General features: G+C 50.8%; 14 protein-coding genes and 4 pseudogenes. 8 read left to right on the top strand and 10 right to left on the bottom strand.

Annotated elements, in window-relative coordinates; genetic code table 11:
- Positions 1-402 precede the first annotated feature (402 nt).
- Positions 403-1,485, top strand: coding sequence for a site-specific integrase (locus tag IPG22_07010; GenBank protein ID MBK6588031.1), 1,083 nt, complete (start codon positions 403-405; stop codon positions 1,483-1,485).
- Positions 1,486-1,579: 94 nt separating this feature from the next.
- Here IPG22_07010 and IPG22_07005 read toward each other — a convergent pair whose 3' ends face one another.
- The 8 genes and pseudogenes from IPG22_07005 to IPG22_06970 all read right to left on the bottom strand — a co-directional run bounded on the left by IPG22_07005 (position 1,580) and on the right by IPG22_06970 (position 8,307).
- Complete coding sequence (locus IPG22_07005; protein MBK6588030.1) at positions 1,580-2,233, bottom strand: molybdenum cofactor guanylyltransferase; 654 nt, start codon at positions 2,231-2,233, stop codon at positions 1,580-1,582.
- Between the two features lie 6 nt (positions 2,234-2,239).
- Positions 2,240-3,416: pseudogene (locus IPG22_07000) on the bottom strand (NarK/NasA family nitrate transporter).
- Between the two features lie 109 nt (positions 3,417-3,525).
- The gene (locus IPG22_06995; GenBank protein MBK6588029.1) at positions 3,526-3,765 is read right to left on the bottom strand and encodes a hypothetical protein; all 240 of its coding nucleotides are present in this window, start codon (positions 3,763-3,765) and stop codon (positions 3,526-3,528) included.
- On the bottom strand, positions 3,755-4,342 hold the full coding sequence (locus tag IPG22_06990) for a Rieske 2Fe-2S domain-containing protein (protein ID MBK6588028.1): 588 nt from the start codon (positions 4,340-4,342) through the stop codon (positions 3,755-3,757). The genes IPG22_06995 and IPG22_06990 overlap by 11 nt, the downstream gene beginning before the upstream one ends.
- Positions 4,332-4,980, bottom strand: a pseudogene (locus IPG22_06985) (4Fe-4S dicluster domain-containing protein). The gene IPG22_06990 and the pseudogene IPG22_06985 overlap by 11 nt, the downstream one beginning before the upstream one ends.
- A 3-nt stretch (positions 4,981-4,983) precedes the next feature.
- Positions 4,984-7,108: pseudogene (locus IPG22_06980) on the bottom strand (molybdopterin oxidoreductase family protein).
- A gap of 186 nt (positions 7,109-7,294) precedes the next feature.
- The gene (locus tag IPG22_06975; protein MBK6588027.1) at positions 7,295-7,753 is read right to left on the bottom strand and encodes a hypothetical protein; all 459 of its coding nucleotides are present in this window, start codon (positions 7,751-7,753) and stop codon (positions 7,295-7,297) included.
- A complete protein-coding gene (locus IPG22_06970) occupies positions 7,744-8,307 on the bottom strand; it encodes a hypothetical protein (GenBank protein ID MBK6588026.1) in 564 nt (187 codons plus the stop codon). Before IPG22_06970 ends, IPG22_06975 begins: the two co-directional genes overlap by 10 nt.
- Before the next feature lie 395 nt (positions 8,308-8,702).
- On the opposite strand from IPG22_06970, the gene IPG22_06965 reads away from it, so the two are divergent.
- From IPG22_06965 to IPG22_06935, 7 genes and pseudogenes are all read left to right on the top strand, one after another.
- The gene (locus IPG22_06965) at positions 8,703-8,984 is read left to right on the top strand and encodes a cyclic nucleotide-binding domain-containing protein (GenBank protein ID MBK6588025.1); all 282 of its coding nucleotides are present in this window, start codon (positions 8,703-8,705) and stop codon (positions 8,982-8,984) included.
- 36 nt (positions 8,985-9,020) lie between these two features.
- Positions 9,021-9,347 carry a winged helix-turn-helix domain-containing protein gene (locus IPG22_06960; protein ID MBK6588024.1) on the top strand — a complete coding sequence of 109 codons (327 nt, stop codon included), beginning with the start codon at positions 9,021-9,023 and terminating at the stop codon, positions 9,345-9,347.
- Positions 9,348-9,489: 142 nt separating this feature from the next.
- Positions 9,490-9,816 (top strand): hypothetical protein, encoded by a 327-nt coding sequence (locus tag IPG22_06955; GenBank protein MBK6588023.1) that lies wholly within the window; start codon positions 9,490-9,492, stop codon positions 9,814-9,816.
- Between the two features lie 228 nt (positions 9,817-10,044).
- Positions 10,045-10,377 (top strand): hypothetical protein, encoded by a 333-nt coding sequence (locus tag IPG22_06950; protein MBK6588022.1) that lies wholly within the window; start codon positions 10,045-10,047, stop codon positions 10,375-10,377.
- A gap of 189 nt (positions 10,378-10,566) precedes the next feature.
- Positions 10,567-11,355: an iron-sulfur cluster repair di-iron protein gene (gene ric / locus IPG22_06945; GenBank protein ID MBK6588021.1), complete on the top strand. Its 789-nt coding sequence runs from the start codon at positions 10,567-10,569 to the stop codon at positions 11,353-11,355.
- A gap of 56 nt (positions 11,356-11,411) precedes the next feature.
- Positions 11,412-11,867, top strand: a complete 456-nt coding sequence (locus IPG22_06940; GenBank protein MBK6588020.1) for a YwiC-like family protein — start codon at positions 11,412-11,414, stop codon at positions 11,865-11,867.
- Positions 11,868-12,178: 311 nt separating this feature from the next.
- A pseudogene (locus IPG22_06935) lies at positions 12,179-13,589 on the top strand (aspartate aminotransferase family protein).
- 70 nt (positions 13,590-13,659) lie between these two features.
- On the opposite strand, the gene IPG22_06930 reads toward IPG22_06935, so the two are convergent.
- Both IPG22_06930 and IPG22_06925 read right to left on the bottom strand, forming a co-directional pair.
- Complete coding sequence (locus IPG22_06930; GenBank protein ID MBK6588019.1) at positions 13,660-14,037, bottom strand: DUF4070 domain-containing protein; 378 nt, start codon at positions 14,035-14,037, stop codon at positions 13,660-13,662.
- Positions 14,027-14,188, bottom strand: coding sequence for a hypothetical protein (locus tag IPG22_06925; protein MBK6588018.1), 162 nt, complete (start codon positions 14,186-14,188; stop codon positions 14,027-14,029). Before IPG22_06925 ends, IPG22_06930 begins: the two co-directional genes overlap by 11 nt.
- Between the last annotated feature and the right edge of the window lie 280 nt (positions 14,189-14,468).

Genomic DNA, 14,468 nt, shown 5'->3' with positions numbered 1-14,468 from the left:
AGGTCGCTAGTTAAAATCTCGCCGTCCCGACCAATAAACATGGGGCTTTCGAAGACATCCGAAAGCCCCTTTTTTCGTGGTTTTCCAACAGCGACGAGAGGGCGGGTTGCTAAGCCTCTTGATTACCGCATTTACGGCCTACCACCCGTCAGAAAAAGCGCTCCATTTTGCAACCAACTTTCTGCACCTCAAATTAGAGCCGTTTTGGTGAGCAGACGCACCAACCACGGTGCGAGGAGAACCAACTGTTGCTTTGGCGTTCCAAATTTCACCTTTTCACCCGATTCCCAGCAAATAAGCGGCTAACAGTCAGCGGAATAGAACTTGCGAAAGGCTACGCGAGAGGCAACCGGTTTGTCACATCCTCGACTACGGACCAGAGCAAATCTACTAACGAAGAATATGTCTGTTTACAAAAGATACAACGGTAAGCGAGTCTCATCCTCACATCCCGACTACTCGAAAGCTCGATGGTGGATCTACAAACGGCTGAAAGGGAAGGTCATTCATCAGAGTATTCCCGAAGCGAAGACAAAACAAGAAGCTGAGTTGGCTGAGAGGCAGATCATTAAGGCTTCGTTCGATCATAGTTACAATGTTACGGACACCACGACCACGTTGGCAGCGTTCATCGACCAGAAGTACCGGCCGTACGTGCAGCAGAACAATGTCAATCAAGGGGCAAAGGAACTTTATATAAGACTTCTTCTCGGATACTTTACGAAACAGACCATATCCAGCATCAGCCCTCAGGATTGTCGGAACTGCCGGACCAAACTTCAGACTCGGCAAAACAAACGGAAGAAAGAAAGTGCACTCTCATCGGCGTCGATCAACCGGATCATGTCCACGTTGTCGAAGATCTTCAGCTTAGCGTGTGAAGAGGGAATTCTGGAGCGGAACCCGATGAAATACGTGAAGGCTCTACCGGAACCGCCCCCTCGAAGACGGCTGCTAAATCCGAAACAAAAGGAGGCCCTTTGGACGGAGTTGGAGAAGGATACGCTACTTTATCGACTGATAGTCCTCGCAGTGAATCTTCCATTACGTCGCGGACAACTTGTCGCGATCACGGAAGATGTTATCGATTTTGAAAACGAACATGTTTTTGTGATCGGTTCGAAGGGAAGACCTCCACGCCTAGTTCCGCTCAACGCGACCGCGACAAAGGTTTTGAAAGCGATGATCGATGAAAAACAGTTGCCGTTCCCCGTAAAAGATTTCCGTAAACGATGGCAAACGGCACTCCGTAACGCTGGGATAAACAAGAAAGGCGGAACGAGAGAAGAGAACTATCACTTCCACGATCTTCGCAGCTATTTCGCCAGCGAGCTAATCCGGCGAAATACGAACCCGCTTATAGTCCAGAATCTGTTTGCGCACTCTGACATGAGCATCACAACGGTCTACGCTCAAACTGATGACAAACTCTTGTTGGAGGCTGTCAAGCGGCTTGACGAAATCGACAACGGTGAGGTGCAGTAATTTTGCATTACTTCGCAAATCAGAACGGTTCATTTACTTCGGGCGAGAGTCGGACTAATAACTGATCTTTCCATAGCCGGGCATCGCGGTCGAATTATCTCGGGTTTAGAAAAGCCGGTCGGAGTCGCATCTTTTCAATTTCGACTGCTGCTCGATATTCCTCGGGTGTGTTCAAGTTTAAGAACAAGAATTCGGAGCCTTGAATATCTTTGATCTCGGAAAACCCAATTACCCGTACCTGGAGTCGTTCACGCAATCGTTGTATTCGCCATTCACGATCGGACAACATTGTTTCGACCTTGGGAAGGCACGAGTCCCGCCGGTACAGCCCACAAAGCGGCTGATTGCGTCCATCTGGCTGTTCGGCGAAGATGGCATCAATATGATTCATTTCCGAGTCTAGGCAATGCCGCAAAATGTCTACCATCCGAGTCATCAATTCGCCAGTGACAAATGGCAGGTCGCACGCGAGTACGGCTATCCACTCGGTTTTAGCGCTCACAAGCGCTGTATAAAATCCCACGATTGCACCGCGGGCGTCTCCCATAACGGGATGATCTTGAATTATCGGAAGCGAAGTGATTGCGTCATTTGAATTGCCGACCAAATAGACTGTGTTTGCGATCGAAAACATGGCACCGGCTGCCCGATCTATGAGCGTCCTGCCTCCGAGCAACAGTGCCGCTTTATCTTGCCCCATGCGTCGGCTTTGGCCGCCTGCCAAAACAAATCCATCGATCAAACTCATTGCGTTCTAAGAAGATTCTCCGGTTCTCTCGTAACTCCTCATTGTTGGCTTGATAAATGAAAAATAATTGACCACAAGACAAATCACGGAAAATAAAGAAAGAAACACAAACCCGAGCGTATAAGATCCGGTGGCGTCCTTAACAAAGCCGAGTTCCAGTGGTGGAAAAAAAAACCTCCCAGCCCGCCAAACGCCCCGACAAGTCCAGTGACTGTGGCGGTTTCGTTCGGGAAATACTGAGGAACGAGCTTAAATACGGCTCCGTTACCCAGGCCAAGTGCAGCGGCGCAACCAAGCGCCCGATCGTGAAAGGAACGATAGAAACGGAGCTCAACAGAAGTGCAAGTACAGCGATCGCCGCGAAAACACCGAGTAGAACCTTGCCGCCTCCGATCTTGTCGGCCAAGATCCCGCCAACTGGTCGCAGGACGGTTGCTACAAGGACGAATCCCGCGGTGCGGGCCCCGGCGTCGGTCGGGGTTAAGCTAAATATTTCCTTCAGGAAGGTGGGCAGATAAAGGGCGAGAGCGACGAAACCGCCGAATGTAAGGAAATAGAATAATGACAGTATCCAGGCGTAGCCGGAGGTTCGCAGAACGCTGAGATTCTGCTTCAGTGTTTTTGGAGCGGCCGTTACAGCAGCGTCCTGAGCAGAAAAATAGAACATTAGTCCCCAGCTAAATGTGACGGCCGCAAAGATGAAGAAAACATAACGCCAGTCACCCAAGTAGATCGCGAGGACAGGTGCAAAAAAAACGGCAATTGACTGGCCAATGTTGCCCATGCCGTAAACCCCAAGGGCGGTTCCTTGCTTTTCACGGCTGAACCATTTTGAGGTGAAGCCGACGCCGACGGGAAAGGATGTTCCGGCGAGCCCGAGAAATAAGCCGAGGATCAGCAACTGGGTATAACTTTGCGAAAAGCCAATCGCTATCGCGGGAACCGCTGAAAATATGAGAAGAGCCGCAAAGACACGTCGACCGCCATATTTATCCGCCAGCATTCCCGCAAAAAGACGGCCGATCGAGCCTAGCAGGACAGGTATAGCGATCAACAGGCTCTTTTCTTTACCAGACAGTCCGTAAAGCTCAGTGAATGTTGGGGCTAATGCGGCGATCAACCCCCAGACGGCAAATGTAACGGCAAAGGCAGTTGTCGAAAAAAAGTGCCCGAGCGGAGCCAGGCTGAAATGTCTTGGTATCCATACGTCTTAAACAACGTCCCCTCAAGTCTTATACCTGTGGCCACGAACCGAGGGGAATCAACGAGCTTAATGAAAAACCGGGTCAGACTCATCGAGGCGGAGAGGGTTTCCACCAAACGATTATGCTAAGTGCGATCAGCCAGCATATCCCAGAGGCAATGACGAGCGGCGTCAGTTGCGAGTAAGCATGTGCAAGAGCAGCCTCAACCGCCGCCGAGAGGATCCAGAGCTGAGCCACATTGATCATAACAAGCATCGCGAGACGGGCCTGCCAAACGGCGGCAAGTCCGCGGCTCTGTGGCCTTTGCGGCTTGGAGTTATCCTTCATTGCCACGCACCTCTCTTTTCACTGCAAAGATCTCGCCGTTGATCGTCTCAAGCTCGATTCTGTCGAGAGGACGCGGCGGCGGGCCATATAATACTTCGCCGGTCTTGGAGCTGAAACCGCCATTGTGACACGGGCATTCGAGGCGGTCGTTTGCTTGTGAATAGTAGACCGGGCAAGACAGATGCGTGCATTTCTGCCCAAAGGCAGCGTAGGTGCCATCGGTGCCACGGATCAGGATCGCAGTATCTTCCTTGGCTGGATACGAGAAATTCAGGGCTGATCCAGGTTCGATGTTCATTGCACCGTCGATCTTCGCCGGGGGGAAGGTCTTTGGCGATCGGGCATCATAGGCAGCTTTCCCCGCAAATCCGGCCGCACCGAGGAATAATGCACTCGATGTCAAAAAGAGAAAGTTGCAGAACTCCCGCCTTGTAACCTGAGCTTCGCTGTCGCGTTCGTAAGGGAACTCGGCCTGAAACGGGGCGGTCGCCGTGCGGACGTTGCTTTCATCCGATATTTCATTATCTGCGGCTAGTATCTTCTTGATTGATTCTTGATCGAATGCTTTAGAATTCATTGCTTTTATCGGATTCCTCCACTTGAGTGTCTATCCACGATTCTTCCCTCACAGGAGCGCCATCGAGGGCTATCTGTCCCTCGAAAACGCCGCACCCGTCGATGCTGACCTCGTCGGCGTCCGTCGGCAGCATCATATAGACCTTTGTCTTGACACTCTGATTGCCAAAAACGTGAGCATTGACCGGCTTGGTCCTTCGCAGCGGAACGATCTGCTCATAGGTGCCGAAGGATAATGCTCCGGTCGGGCAAACGCTGGCACATTGGCATTAGACCCTCGCTTGTTCGGTCGTAACACATGTCGCATTTCATCTGCAGATGCATCGCAGAGTTGTATTTCGGTACGCCGAAAGGGCAGGCATTTACACAGTTGCGGCAATCCAAGCAGCGGGGTTTGAGAGCCGACATCACAACGCCATCCTCGTTTTGTTTGATCGCGTCCGCCGGACAGACCAGAGCACAAGTCGGCTCTTCGCAGTGCATGCAGATGGTCGGCATGGTTGCAGTGGTTTCGCTGCGGTCGATGTAATCGACGAAGATCATCGAGTAGCCCTTATGCGTCGAACACTCGCGACAAGCGGCTACACAGGACCTACACCCTATGCATCGCTGCGGATCGATAAACATGGTTTCATTCATGCGCTATTTTCCTCTCTGCACTTCGTTCTGTGACGTTCCCTTTCGCACCTCGCCTAGTATCGGCAATTCTCTCGTATGTATCTTCTCTAAACGGGCGGCACATGCCTTGAATTCCGGTATCTTTGAGGTCGGGTCGAGGGCTGCGTTGGTGATCTGATTTGCGGCGAGTTCCTCGCCCCAGTGATACGGGATAAAAATAGTGTCCGGCCTTATGGTTTTTACGACAAGAGCGGGAAAAATACCTTCACCACGACGCGAGATCACCTTCACCCGCTCGCCGTCGTTGATCTTGTATTTCATAGCGGTTTCAGGATGCATCTCAACGAAAGGCTCCGGACACTGCTGAACAAGAAAGCCGATACGCCGGGTCTGATTACCCGACAAATACTGGTGAACTATACGTCCGCTGGTAAAGATCAGAGGATATTCATCATCGGGTTTCTCGGCGGCACCTTTGTATTCGATCGCGTGAAATTTTGCCTTACCGTCATCGTGAGCAAAACGCTCCTCGAAAAGGCGTGGCGTCCCCTTGCTTTCCTCGGTCGGGCACGGCCAGAAGACGCCGTCCTGTTTGTCGATCTTTTCGTAAGTGATGCCGAAATAGTCAGCCTTACCACCTTTGGAGGCGACGCGTAGTTCGTCAAATATTGCCTGGCGACTCAAATTGAAAGTACTTACCGCGGCCCATCCGGACGCGATCTCCTGTAGTGTTCGCCAATCATGGCGAGCTTCACCGGGCGGATCTATCGCCTGATTGATCTTTATCACTCGGCCCTCGCCGCTGGTAGTCGTCCCTTCGTCTTCGGACCATGTTGTTCCGGGAAGGACAACGTCGGCATAACGGGCACTTTCGGACAAAAAGAAATCGATGCAGACGTTAAATTCGAGCCCCTCTAGCGATTCGCGGACCTTGTTGGTGTCCGGAAGCGAGACCATCATGTTGCTGCATATCGACAGTAGCCCTTTGATCTCGCCCTCGCGCATTTTGTTAAAAAGCTCGACCGCAGATACGCCCGCTTCAGGCAATTCTGATTCGTCAATGCCCCAAACTTCGGCTATGTATTTCCGATGTTCAGGATTGAGCATCGACCGATAGCCTGGAAGTTGGTCGGCCTTTTGTCCATGCTCACGGCCGCCCTGCCCGTTGCCCTGGCCGGTGATCGTGCCGTAACCGCGGCCTTCCGAGCCGATCTTCCCGGTCGCAAGTGCGATATTGATATAACTCAGTACGTTCTCGGTTCCGTTCGAATGGTGCTCGATGCCGCGGGCGTGCATTATCATGCCGGTTTTTGCACGACCGTAGAGGCGAGCGGCCTGAATGATCTTTTCCGCTGGGACGCCGGAGATTTCCGAAGCGACATCGGGTGGATAATTTAATGCAGCCGTTTTAGCCGCTTCCCAATCGTTGGTTCGGCTATCGATAAATGCCTGATCGATCAGGTTTTCGGTGATCAGGACATTCAAGATGCCGTTGGCGACCGCGACGTCTGTACCGGGCTTGAGTTGTAAATGCAGATCGCCCTGACGAGCTGTTGGGGTCTCACGCGGATCGATGACTATCCACACACCACCGTTGTCACGCTGTTTCCAGAGAAATCCATTGAGGATGGGGAACGTCTCGGCACAATTTGCTCCGGCAATTATCAGAACTTCCGCGTGGGGAATATCGCTCCACGGGTTTGCCGCCCGGTCGATGCCGAACGCCTTGTTGTTGCCGCCTGCGGCGGATGCCATGCAAAGTCGTCCGTTGTAGTCAAGGTACCTGGTCTGCACTCCAAGGCGGGCAAATTTACCAACGAGATATGTCTTTTCGGTCGTCAGTGACGAGCCCGAATAAACAGCGATCGAATCCTTGCCGTATTTTTCCTGTAGTCCCTTAAACTTCGAAACGATCAGGTCGAGCGCCTCGTCCCAGCTTGCCCGCTCAAAATTGCCGTTTCGCTTTATCAGCGGGTATTCAAGCCGGTCGGGATGGTGTGTCTGCAGATACGCGGTCACTCCTTGGACACAGCCGGCCTTCGTTAACCGGAAAATCGTAACGCGGTTCTACGCCGACAACGTGATTCTTTTCGACCAGTAGATTCATGCCGCATTGCATTCCGCAATATGGACAGTGGGTGGGCACCATCTTGTCAATTTTTCGTTCGGCGCTCCAACCGCCTATTGGCTCATCGTGCAAATGAGGGGCCGAAACGGTCAATGATACTTGCGAGATTCTCAACTTTTGACATTGTTTATTATTCGCTGTCGGCACGTGAGCCGTGAAACACCTTATCGGGGCGATCCATAAGGACGGAGTATGCCAGGCCTCGCATTACCCACGTTTGCAACGCGGACAATAATCCTGCAATGTTTCGCCATTTTCCATTGTGTAGTCAAAACCAACTTTTTCGACGACGCTCTTCAGATCGCCGAGCCACATAACGGATGCGAATTCTACGCCGCACCGCCGACATTTTGCCTGCTCCATTTCTTTGGCTCGCTGCTGATAGAGTTCCACGCCGATCGAGGCCGGACGCTGGACGATATGAAACAGCTTGCCAAACGGTAGGAAGAAAAGCGTCATTATCACGATCGCTTGATGGCTCAGCGCAATGAACGAGTACATATAACCACCGAAATACGTGCTCGATGCCGTTAGCATGAGACCCGAGACACAGATCGCAATCAACAGAAGATGCGGAACAAAATCCAAAAGAAATTGCTGGACCGCAATTGCTCCGCGGTCTTTTAAGCGGCGATGGATCGCAATAGCACAGCCCGCTAGAACCATGATGGCAGTGAAATTGAGTGCCTTGAACGTAAAAAAGCCATTACGCTGTGGACGTCCATCGACTGCACGGGAAAGCCGAATAGATAGGCCCTGTACGCCGTCTCGTTCTCAAGTTTGAAATGTATCCAGCCCCAAACAAGCGGGAATGTGATGGCTGCGGACAGGATACAACCCCACATGATCAGAAAATGCATCAGCCATCTCGCTTTTGCCCGTTTAAAGATGAACTTTTGCGCGAGCATATTTATGCCAACCGTTTTTGTCGCGTCTATCGTATTGCGGGCAAATTTCTTTCGCTGGAAAAACAGCTTTAGCCCACGCGAAAAATATGCCCGCGTCGCCGGACGCTGCAGCCAAAGTGCATATCGGAAAAAGATTGCGCCGAACGCGACGATACTCGCGATCAAATACCCAAATAAGGCCGAATCGAAATGTTCAAGATTACGCGAACCGATAATAACAAGTGCCGTCAGAGCCATTGATGCGCCGAGCCCGATCAAGGTCGGGTCGCGGTAATTAATCAAATTTGCTGGCTTGGTGATATCGATGGGCATTCGTTTTTCATTAAATGGCAACCATTGTCGTTTGCAAAATGAGTGCCAACCTAAAAGAATATGGTGCTACAAAAATGGAGCAATTCCTTGGGCTAGATAGTTATCATATATTCGAAACGTTACAGGCGAAAATACCAGGCGCGTATTTATGCGATGGCAGCGTGAAAACTCGCGGTCAAAGAAGATCCGGATCGATAGCGGTACGTAAAAATGAGTAGAAGGCCTTCGTAAACGGGATAGATCACAGTCAATTCGTTAGTAAAAGTGACGAAAAAATCTCATTGAGTCCTCTCATGCTCCTTTATTAAATATCAAATTCGGTCGTTCGATTTATGATTTGGCTCATGAAATGTGAAATATTAAGTTTTGGGAATCGCTGGGGGCTTCATATGTCTATGAGTCAAATATCAGACCATTTTAGTGTCGAATTAACGGAGGACCTTTTTGCTATTGGCAGCAAAAGATCGTTCGGTAGCGGTAAGCACATTTTTTTTGAGGGTGATCGGGCCACATTCTTGCCGATCATACTTTCTGGAAAGATCAAAATGGTTCGCTATCCTGAGGCGGGTAAGGAGATCATCATTGGCACGTTTCAGGCTGGCGAGATATTTGCCATCCCGCCGGCGATGGACGGAAAGCGGTTTCCCGCTACAGCCGTCGCGATCGAGAACAGCTAGCTTCTGATGGTCCCGAGGGGCGACTTTCTCGCCTTAATGGGATCATCGTCCGAATTTTCGTCCCTGGTGATTAACCGCATGTGCGGCATTCTCCGTGACCGGGCCGATACCGTTCAGATTTTGGCCACGCCATCGGCCGAGCAGCGTGTTGCGACCGTTATTTTGCGGCTTACGGGGGAAATGAATGGCGGCGAAGTCAAGAAGATTACCCATCGACGGCAAGATATAGCTGAGATGGCAGGGCTTTCGCTTGAGACCACGATCCGGACCATCCGAAAGCTCGCGGAAAAGGGATATCTGAAAATAGTTGGCGGAAGAATATTCGTCGAAACGACTGATCACCTTCGTACTCTTGTCCGTTAGGCCTTGTAAAAAGGTGATCTGGATCATATTTGGTTGAGCCGTGTCCTGCTAAGTTCCTTAGTGCAAGACTTGTGTTGAGAATTGGATCATGAAACTTCGAATTAGAGAAAACACTCTTCGTTTTCGGTTGGGCCGCTCCGAAGTGAAAACTTTTGATCAAACAGGAGCCATAGGGGACAATGTGCGGTTTGGGCTAGGAAAAAACGACTTTGGCTACGTGCTCGAAAAGACGCCCGACAGTAATTTTTCGGCCTCTTTTGCGGACGGGATAATCGTGGTTCGCGTACCTGCCTCCGATGCCAATACCTGGGCCAGTTCCGACGAGGTTAGCCTTGCCGGAACCTATCTAGCGGACGAACATACTGAAATAAGAATATTGATCGAAAAGGACTTTGTTTGTCTAAATGCCCACAACGACGAAGACCAGTCTGACCGCTATCCCCACCCCAAAGGCGACGCCGCATGCTAAGCCCAATGATACGACGATTTGGGGTTACAACAGCATTTTCCCGGTCCGACCATAAAGGCCCGGCGATTGTCCGAATTGTGTTGTTGCTAGCGAGCTTGATTAGCTTTTGCCCGCTTTACGCGCGGTTTCGGATTTCAACCAGAGGGAAATAATCTGATCGGCTAATCGAGTATTTTTTACTGTCTGAATCTTAATAAAGTTTCGGAGGCAAGGTGGAGGTTTGTCAAAATGAAGAAAATTTTATTTTTATCTGTAGTTTTAGGGGTTGTTCTGATGATTTTTACGGTCATCGGTTTTAATGTCAATAGTCAGGAAAGAATTATGCAAAAGTTGAATTTACAAACTAAAATCGGTGACGGCAAAGATAAAGAGGTTACGCCTCTTTTTGATGGTGAACGCCGAAAAATCGTCCAAATCACGCTGCGCAACAAGGCCGTGTTAGAAGCACATAGCGCCGCCGAACCGATTACGATTCAATGTATCGCGGGCGAAGGCAAACTCATTGTCGGCCAAGAAAAAGAAGAAGTAGAACTGCAAGAAGGGGGTTCTTGTTACGATTGAGCCGGATGTGATTCACGAAATCAAGGCATCGCCAAAAGTATCAATCTTACTAATCAAGTTTAAGGATAAATGAGGAAGCAAACGTCATTCGGAGAGCTGTCATAAGTTTGAGAACATGACCGAGATCATATTTCCCCCTGTAAACATCGGCGACAATTATGCTGGAGTATACATTTGGAGGATTAATTAATGATCAGTGTTCAAGGTAAAACGGTCCGCGAAATAGCACTTGAAATGCCGTTGACAACGCGCGTCTTTGAGGAATTCAAGATCGACTATTGTTGTCATGGAGACACGCCGTTCGATGACGCCTGTCGAAACGTCGGGGCGAGTCCGGAAATAGTCAAAGAGAAGATCGATGGCGTCCTGGGTGGATCAACAAATAGTGATCAAGAATCGTTCTCCAAAATGGACTTGAGCGATCTCGTTGATCATATTTTGGATAAACATCACGTCTATACACGCGACGAAATGAGCCATTTGACCCCGCTGATGGCTAAGGTCGCGAGCCGTCATGGTGATCATTATACATATCTACTTGAGTTGAAAGATCTCTTCCAAGCATTGTGTGATGATCTGGAACCGCACATGATGAAAGAAGAAATGGTTCTGTTCCCTTATATTCAAAAACTAGAGCATAGTTACTCAAATCATCTTAACGTTGCGTTTCCGCCCTTCGGAACTGTTCAGCATCCGGTGAATATGATGAACATCGAGCATGAAGAAGTCGGCGAAATCCTTGTCAATATGCGTCGAGTTACGAATGACTACACGCTGCCGGCGGAGGCGTGCCCGAGTTTCACCGCCCTGTATCATCGGCTCGGGGAGTTTGAGCGCGACTTGCACCAGCATATTCACCTTGGAGAACAATCTGCTCTTTCCACGTGCTATCGAACTCGAACAAAAGGCTCGAGCCTCACTTTCGCTCGGAATGAACCAAAGCATGTCGACTGCCGCACCGATAACAGCACCAGTTAGAGTTGTTCGAGTGCGGCAAGTCGCTTCTTCCGGTCGAACACGGTGGATGGGGCATTTTGCTCGAACCCCAAATTGCCGGTCTGGCGATCGCGTATTCAACCGGAGCTCCCTGGATCGCCTGTCTTACTATCGGTGCGTTTCTCACACGGCAACCGCTAAAGGTCCTGCTCGCCGACCGCTTTGGAATGCGAAACAGGGAGCGTGCGAGCCTGGCCTTTCGATTTTTGCTTTGCTACGGTGCGATATTCTCCGTAGGCCTCGCCGGTACGCTGTTAACCGTAGGCTTTCGACCGCTCCTTCCTTTTACTTGGGTCTTGCCGCTAGCTCTTTTTCAAATATATATTGATGCATCGGGGCAAAGCCGAAAGCTGATACCTGAACTGACCGGAGCTGTCGTTATGTCAGCTCGATCGCAGCGATCGGCCTGTCAGCAGTATGTCGCTCGCGAATGCTATCGCACTTTGGGCGATCTTTGCATCAAGGTCAATTGCCTCTATTCTGTATGTTCGTGAGCGATTGCGGCTCGAAAGGCAAGCGGCATTCTCGTGTGGTCCCGACGCTCGCCCATGTCGCGCTCTTATTCTGACCGCAGCCTGGCCTATTCTGGACTCAGTCCGTTTCTGAACGATCCTGGCTATGTCGGTACTGGCTATCGGGCTATCGCGGGACTTTCACCGGGGCGAACAAGAATGAAAGCGATGCAGATCGGCGTCTGGGAGGATCATCTACGGCACGGCCGTCGTATTGTCGGTCGTGATCGGACACTTTGCCAGCATCTGATACCATAGCAGTCACATAAGGCGCGCTTTCGACCCACAGTTTTATGCACAACGTAGACATAGATCTTGTCGAGATGTCGCTCGACGTTATTAAATACGCGATCAGTCGTATTTGACACCGATCTAAGCTTGGCTTCCTAAGAAGGCAGAGGGAGCTAAAGGCCCTCATGGGCGAAACGGTCACACCTAAGGGCATCGGCGGCGAGAAGGCATTTGCCCTTTTTAGGACGTTTTGGTCAAAGCAAGTGTCCGATCGATCATCCCGGCATCTTGCCTTCGTTTCCCGCATCTCCGACCAGGGCGGCGGTGATGTTCGGATCTAGTGACCTCGGCGACCAGTGTTCGCGGAGCTTTTCTGGCTGGAGGAGCCGGCTGCATCTTTGCTGAGAACCAGGCGATGGCGTGGCTGGTGTCACTGACCGGAATGCCCGCTGGCGCTTTCGGTGTTTTTACAAGCGGAGGCACTGAGGCAAATCTTTCAGCAATGGTCACCGCCCGCGAATATTGGCGACCGCGACGAACGCAATTCTAAAACACCCGGCATCGTGATCGCCCCCGAACGGGGCACATTCGTCGATCAGGCGATGGCGAAGGTCATCGACGCCGATGTCCTTCTGATCGAAACGAAAGTCGCCTCGAAGAGGCTCTCATTTGGCTGAGACCTTGCTCGGATGTCCGCGGAGGACCGTGCCCGTGTGTTCGCTGTGATAGCAACGGCCGGTACGACCAACGCGGGAATAATTGACGATCTCGCGGGTATCGCTACGATATGTAGATCAGAGGAGATCTGGTTTCACGTTGATGCCGCCTACGGTGGCGGAGCATTGGCGGCTCGTTCAGTGCGGCATCTATTTAATGGTATCGAACACTCGGACAGTGTCACGATCGATCCCCACAAGTGGCTATTTTCCCCATACGATTGCGGTGCGATCATCTACCGCGATCCGGAACTCGCAAAAAGGCCCACGCCCAGGAAGGTTCCTACCGATATTTTCAGCGATGAAGGTGCACAGGGATTCAATCCGTCGGACTATCAGATACAACTAACACGACGCGTTCGAGGCCTCCCGTTGTGGTTCTCATTGGCGCCACCACGGCACGGATCGGTACGAAAAGCCATCGAACGCAGGATCGAACTAGCTCGAATCGCAGGGCGATTGATCACTGAAGCCGAACATACAGAGCTGGTTCGTGAACCTAGCCTGTCCTGCGTTCTGTAATGTCGAAAGGATGGCAGCGGAAGACTACCGCGTGGACCTACAAGAATCACAAGTCAGGATTCAGCTGGTCGCTCCCACTAAATGGAGAAACCCGGAAGGTCCTGAAACTGTATCGCGATTTTGTTTCGTAAATCCCGACACTACCGAACAAGAGATCACTGACATTCTGGCCACGCGATGGCCTAATCGATCTCTTTCTCCGAATTTGCCGAAACCGATCAGTCGGCGAAACTGATTCCGCCAGCCGATTGCGTCCCTTCGCCCCTAAACCCCGTTACAGGCACTTTTGCAACAATGTATCTCAGTCACCTTTCTAAAGTGATATCCCATTGCAGCGAGGGCGACCCCGTTGCCGAGACTCCGCGGTAATGCCTAATGACGCTGAATAAATACTTCCAGAATCTTAGTCGTTCCCGGTCCCGTACGCCGAGCCTCAACACGATTTTGATGAAGGATCTGAGAACGCCGATGACGCTGACTCGCTGCAATGCTGCCGCATCGTTTCTTACGCGTGATAGGCAGTCCAGTGCGCGCTGATAGAATTCCTCCGAACTGTAAATGGTCCTTAAAATAGCTTTGTATCCTTCGACTAGGCGTTGCCGATCCATTTTTGGAACAAAGTTTAATGAACAATCAGTGTTATTCCCGCTGCTTTGGTGAACGAGTCTGCCTTCACGCTCCAAACGCTTCCAAAGCTGTCGGGAAGACAGTTAAGAGCCCGACCATCGCAAGCGGAATTGCACTGTCACGGATAAAGTTGATCTGTCGCTCCGAAAATATCGTCCAGGTCGTTATCGAATCCGACAATAAAACCCGCCATGACCTCGATACCATGGTTGGATCTTTCGCACTGATTCAAGGAGATCGCGTTTTGTGTTCTGGAGATTTGTTGGCTTCTTTCAGACTTGCGGCGGGCGTCTCAATACCGAGAAAGACACGGTGAAAAACCGGCGGATTGCATCATCTCGAGTAAAACATCGTCTTCGGCGAGGATTTACGCTTGCTTCCGTCAAAAGGAAAATGGAAAATTATTTCGCTCGGACCATGCACATAGATCCGGCAGAAATTTCTAACCTCACGTTTGTTGCCGATAAAATTGTCGTCAACGGATAAA

It is taken from the genome of Acidobacteriota bacterium (assembly GCA_016703965.1).
Taxonomy (GTDB): domain Bacteria; phylum Acidobacteriota; class Blastocatellia; order Pyrinomonadales; family Pyrinomonadaceae; genus OLB17.
The sequence above is the reverse complement of the archived record's forward strand: the minus strand, read 5'-3'. Positions and strand labels throughout refer to the sequence as shown.

Excerpts from the sequence above, each read along its gene's own strand:
- IPG22_07010 (MBK6588031.1), top strand. The coding sequence starts at position 403 with ATGTCTGTTTACAAAAGATACAACGGTAAGCGAGTCTCATCCTCACAT.
- IPG22_07005 (MBK6588030.1), bottom strand. The coding sequence starts at position 2,233 with ATGAGTTTGATCGATGGATTTGTTTTGGCAGGCGGCCAAAGCCGACGC.
- IPG22_06995 (MBK6588029.1), bottom strand. The coding sequence starts at position 3,765 with ATGAAGGATAACTCCAAGCCGCAAAGGCCACAGAGCCGCGGACTTGCC.
- IPG22_06990 (MBK6588028.1), bottom strand. The coding sequence starts at position 4,342 with ATGAATTCTAAAGCATTCGATCAAGAATCAATCAAGAAGATACTAGCC.
- IPG22_06975 (MBK6588027.1), bottom strand. The coding sequence starts at position 7,753 with ATGGTTCTAGCGGGCTGTGCTATTGCGATCCATCGCCGCTTAAAAGAC.
- IPG22_06970 (MBK6588026.1), bottom strand. The coding sequence starts at position 8,307 with ATGCCCATCGATATCACCAAGCCAGCAAATTTGATTAATTACCGCGAC.
- IPG22_06965 (MBK6588025.1), top strand. The coding sequence starts at position 8,703 with ATGAGTCAAATATCAGACCATTTTAGTGTCGAATTAACGGAGGACCTT.
- IPG22_06960 (MBK6588024.1), top strand. The coding sequence starts at position 9,021 with ATGGGATCATCGTCCGAATTTTCGTCCCTGGTGATTAACCGCATGTGC.
- IPG22_06950 (MBK6588022.1), top strand. The coding sequence starts at position 10,045 with ATGAAGAAAATTTTATTTTTATCTGTAGTTTTAGGGGTTGTTCTGATG.
- ric (MBK6588021.1), top strand. The coding sequence starts at position 10,567 with ATGATCAGTGTTCAAGGTAAAACGGTCCGCGAAATAGCACTTGAAATG.
- IPG22_06925 (MBK6588018.1), bottom strand. The coding sequence starts at position 14,188 with ATGGTATCGAGGTCATGGCGGGTTTTATTGTCGGATTCGATAACGACC.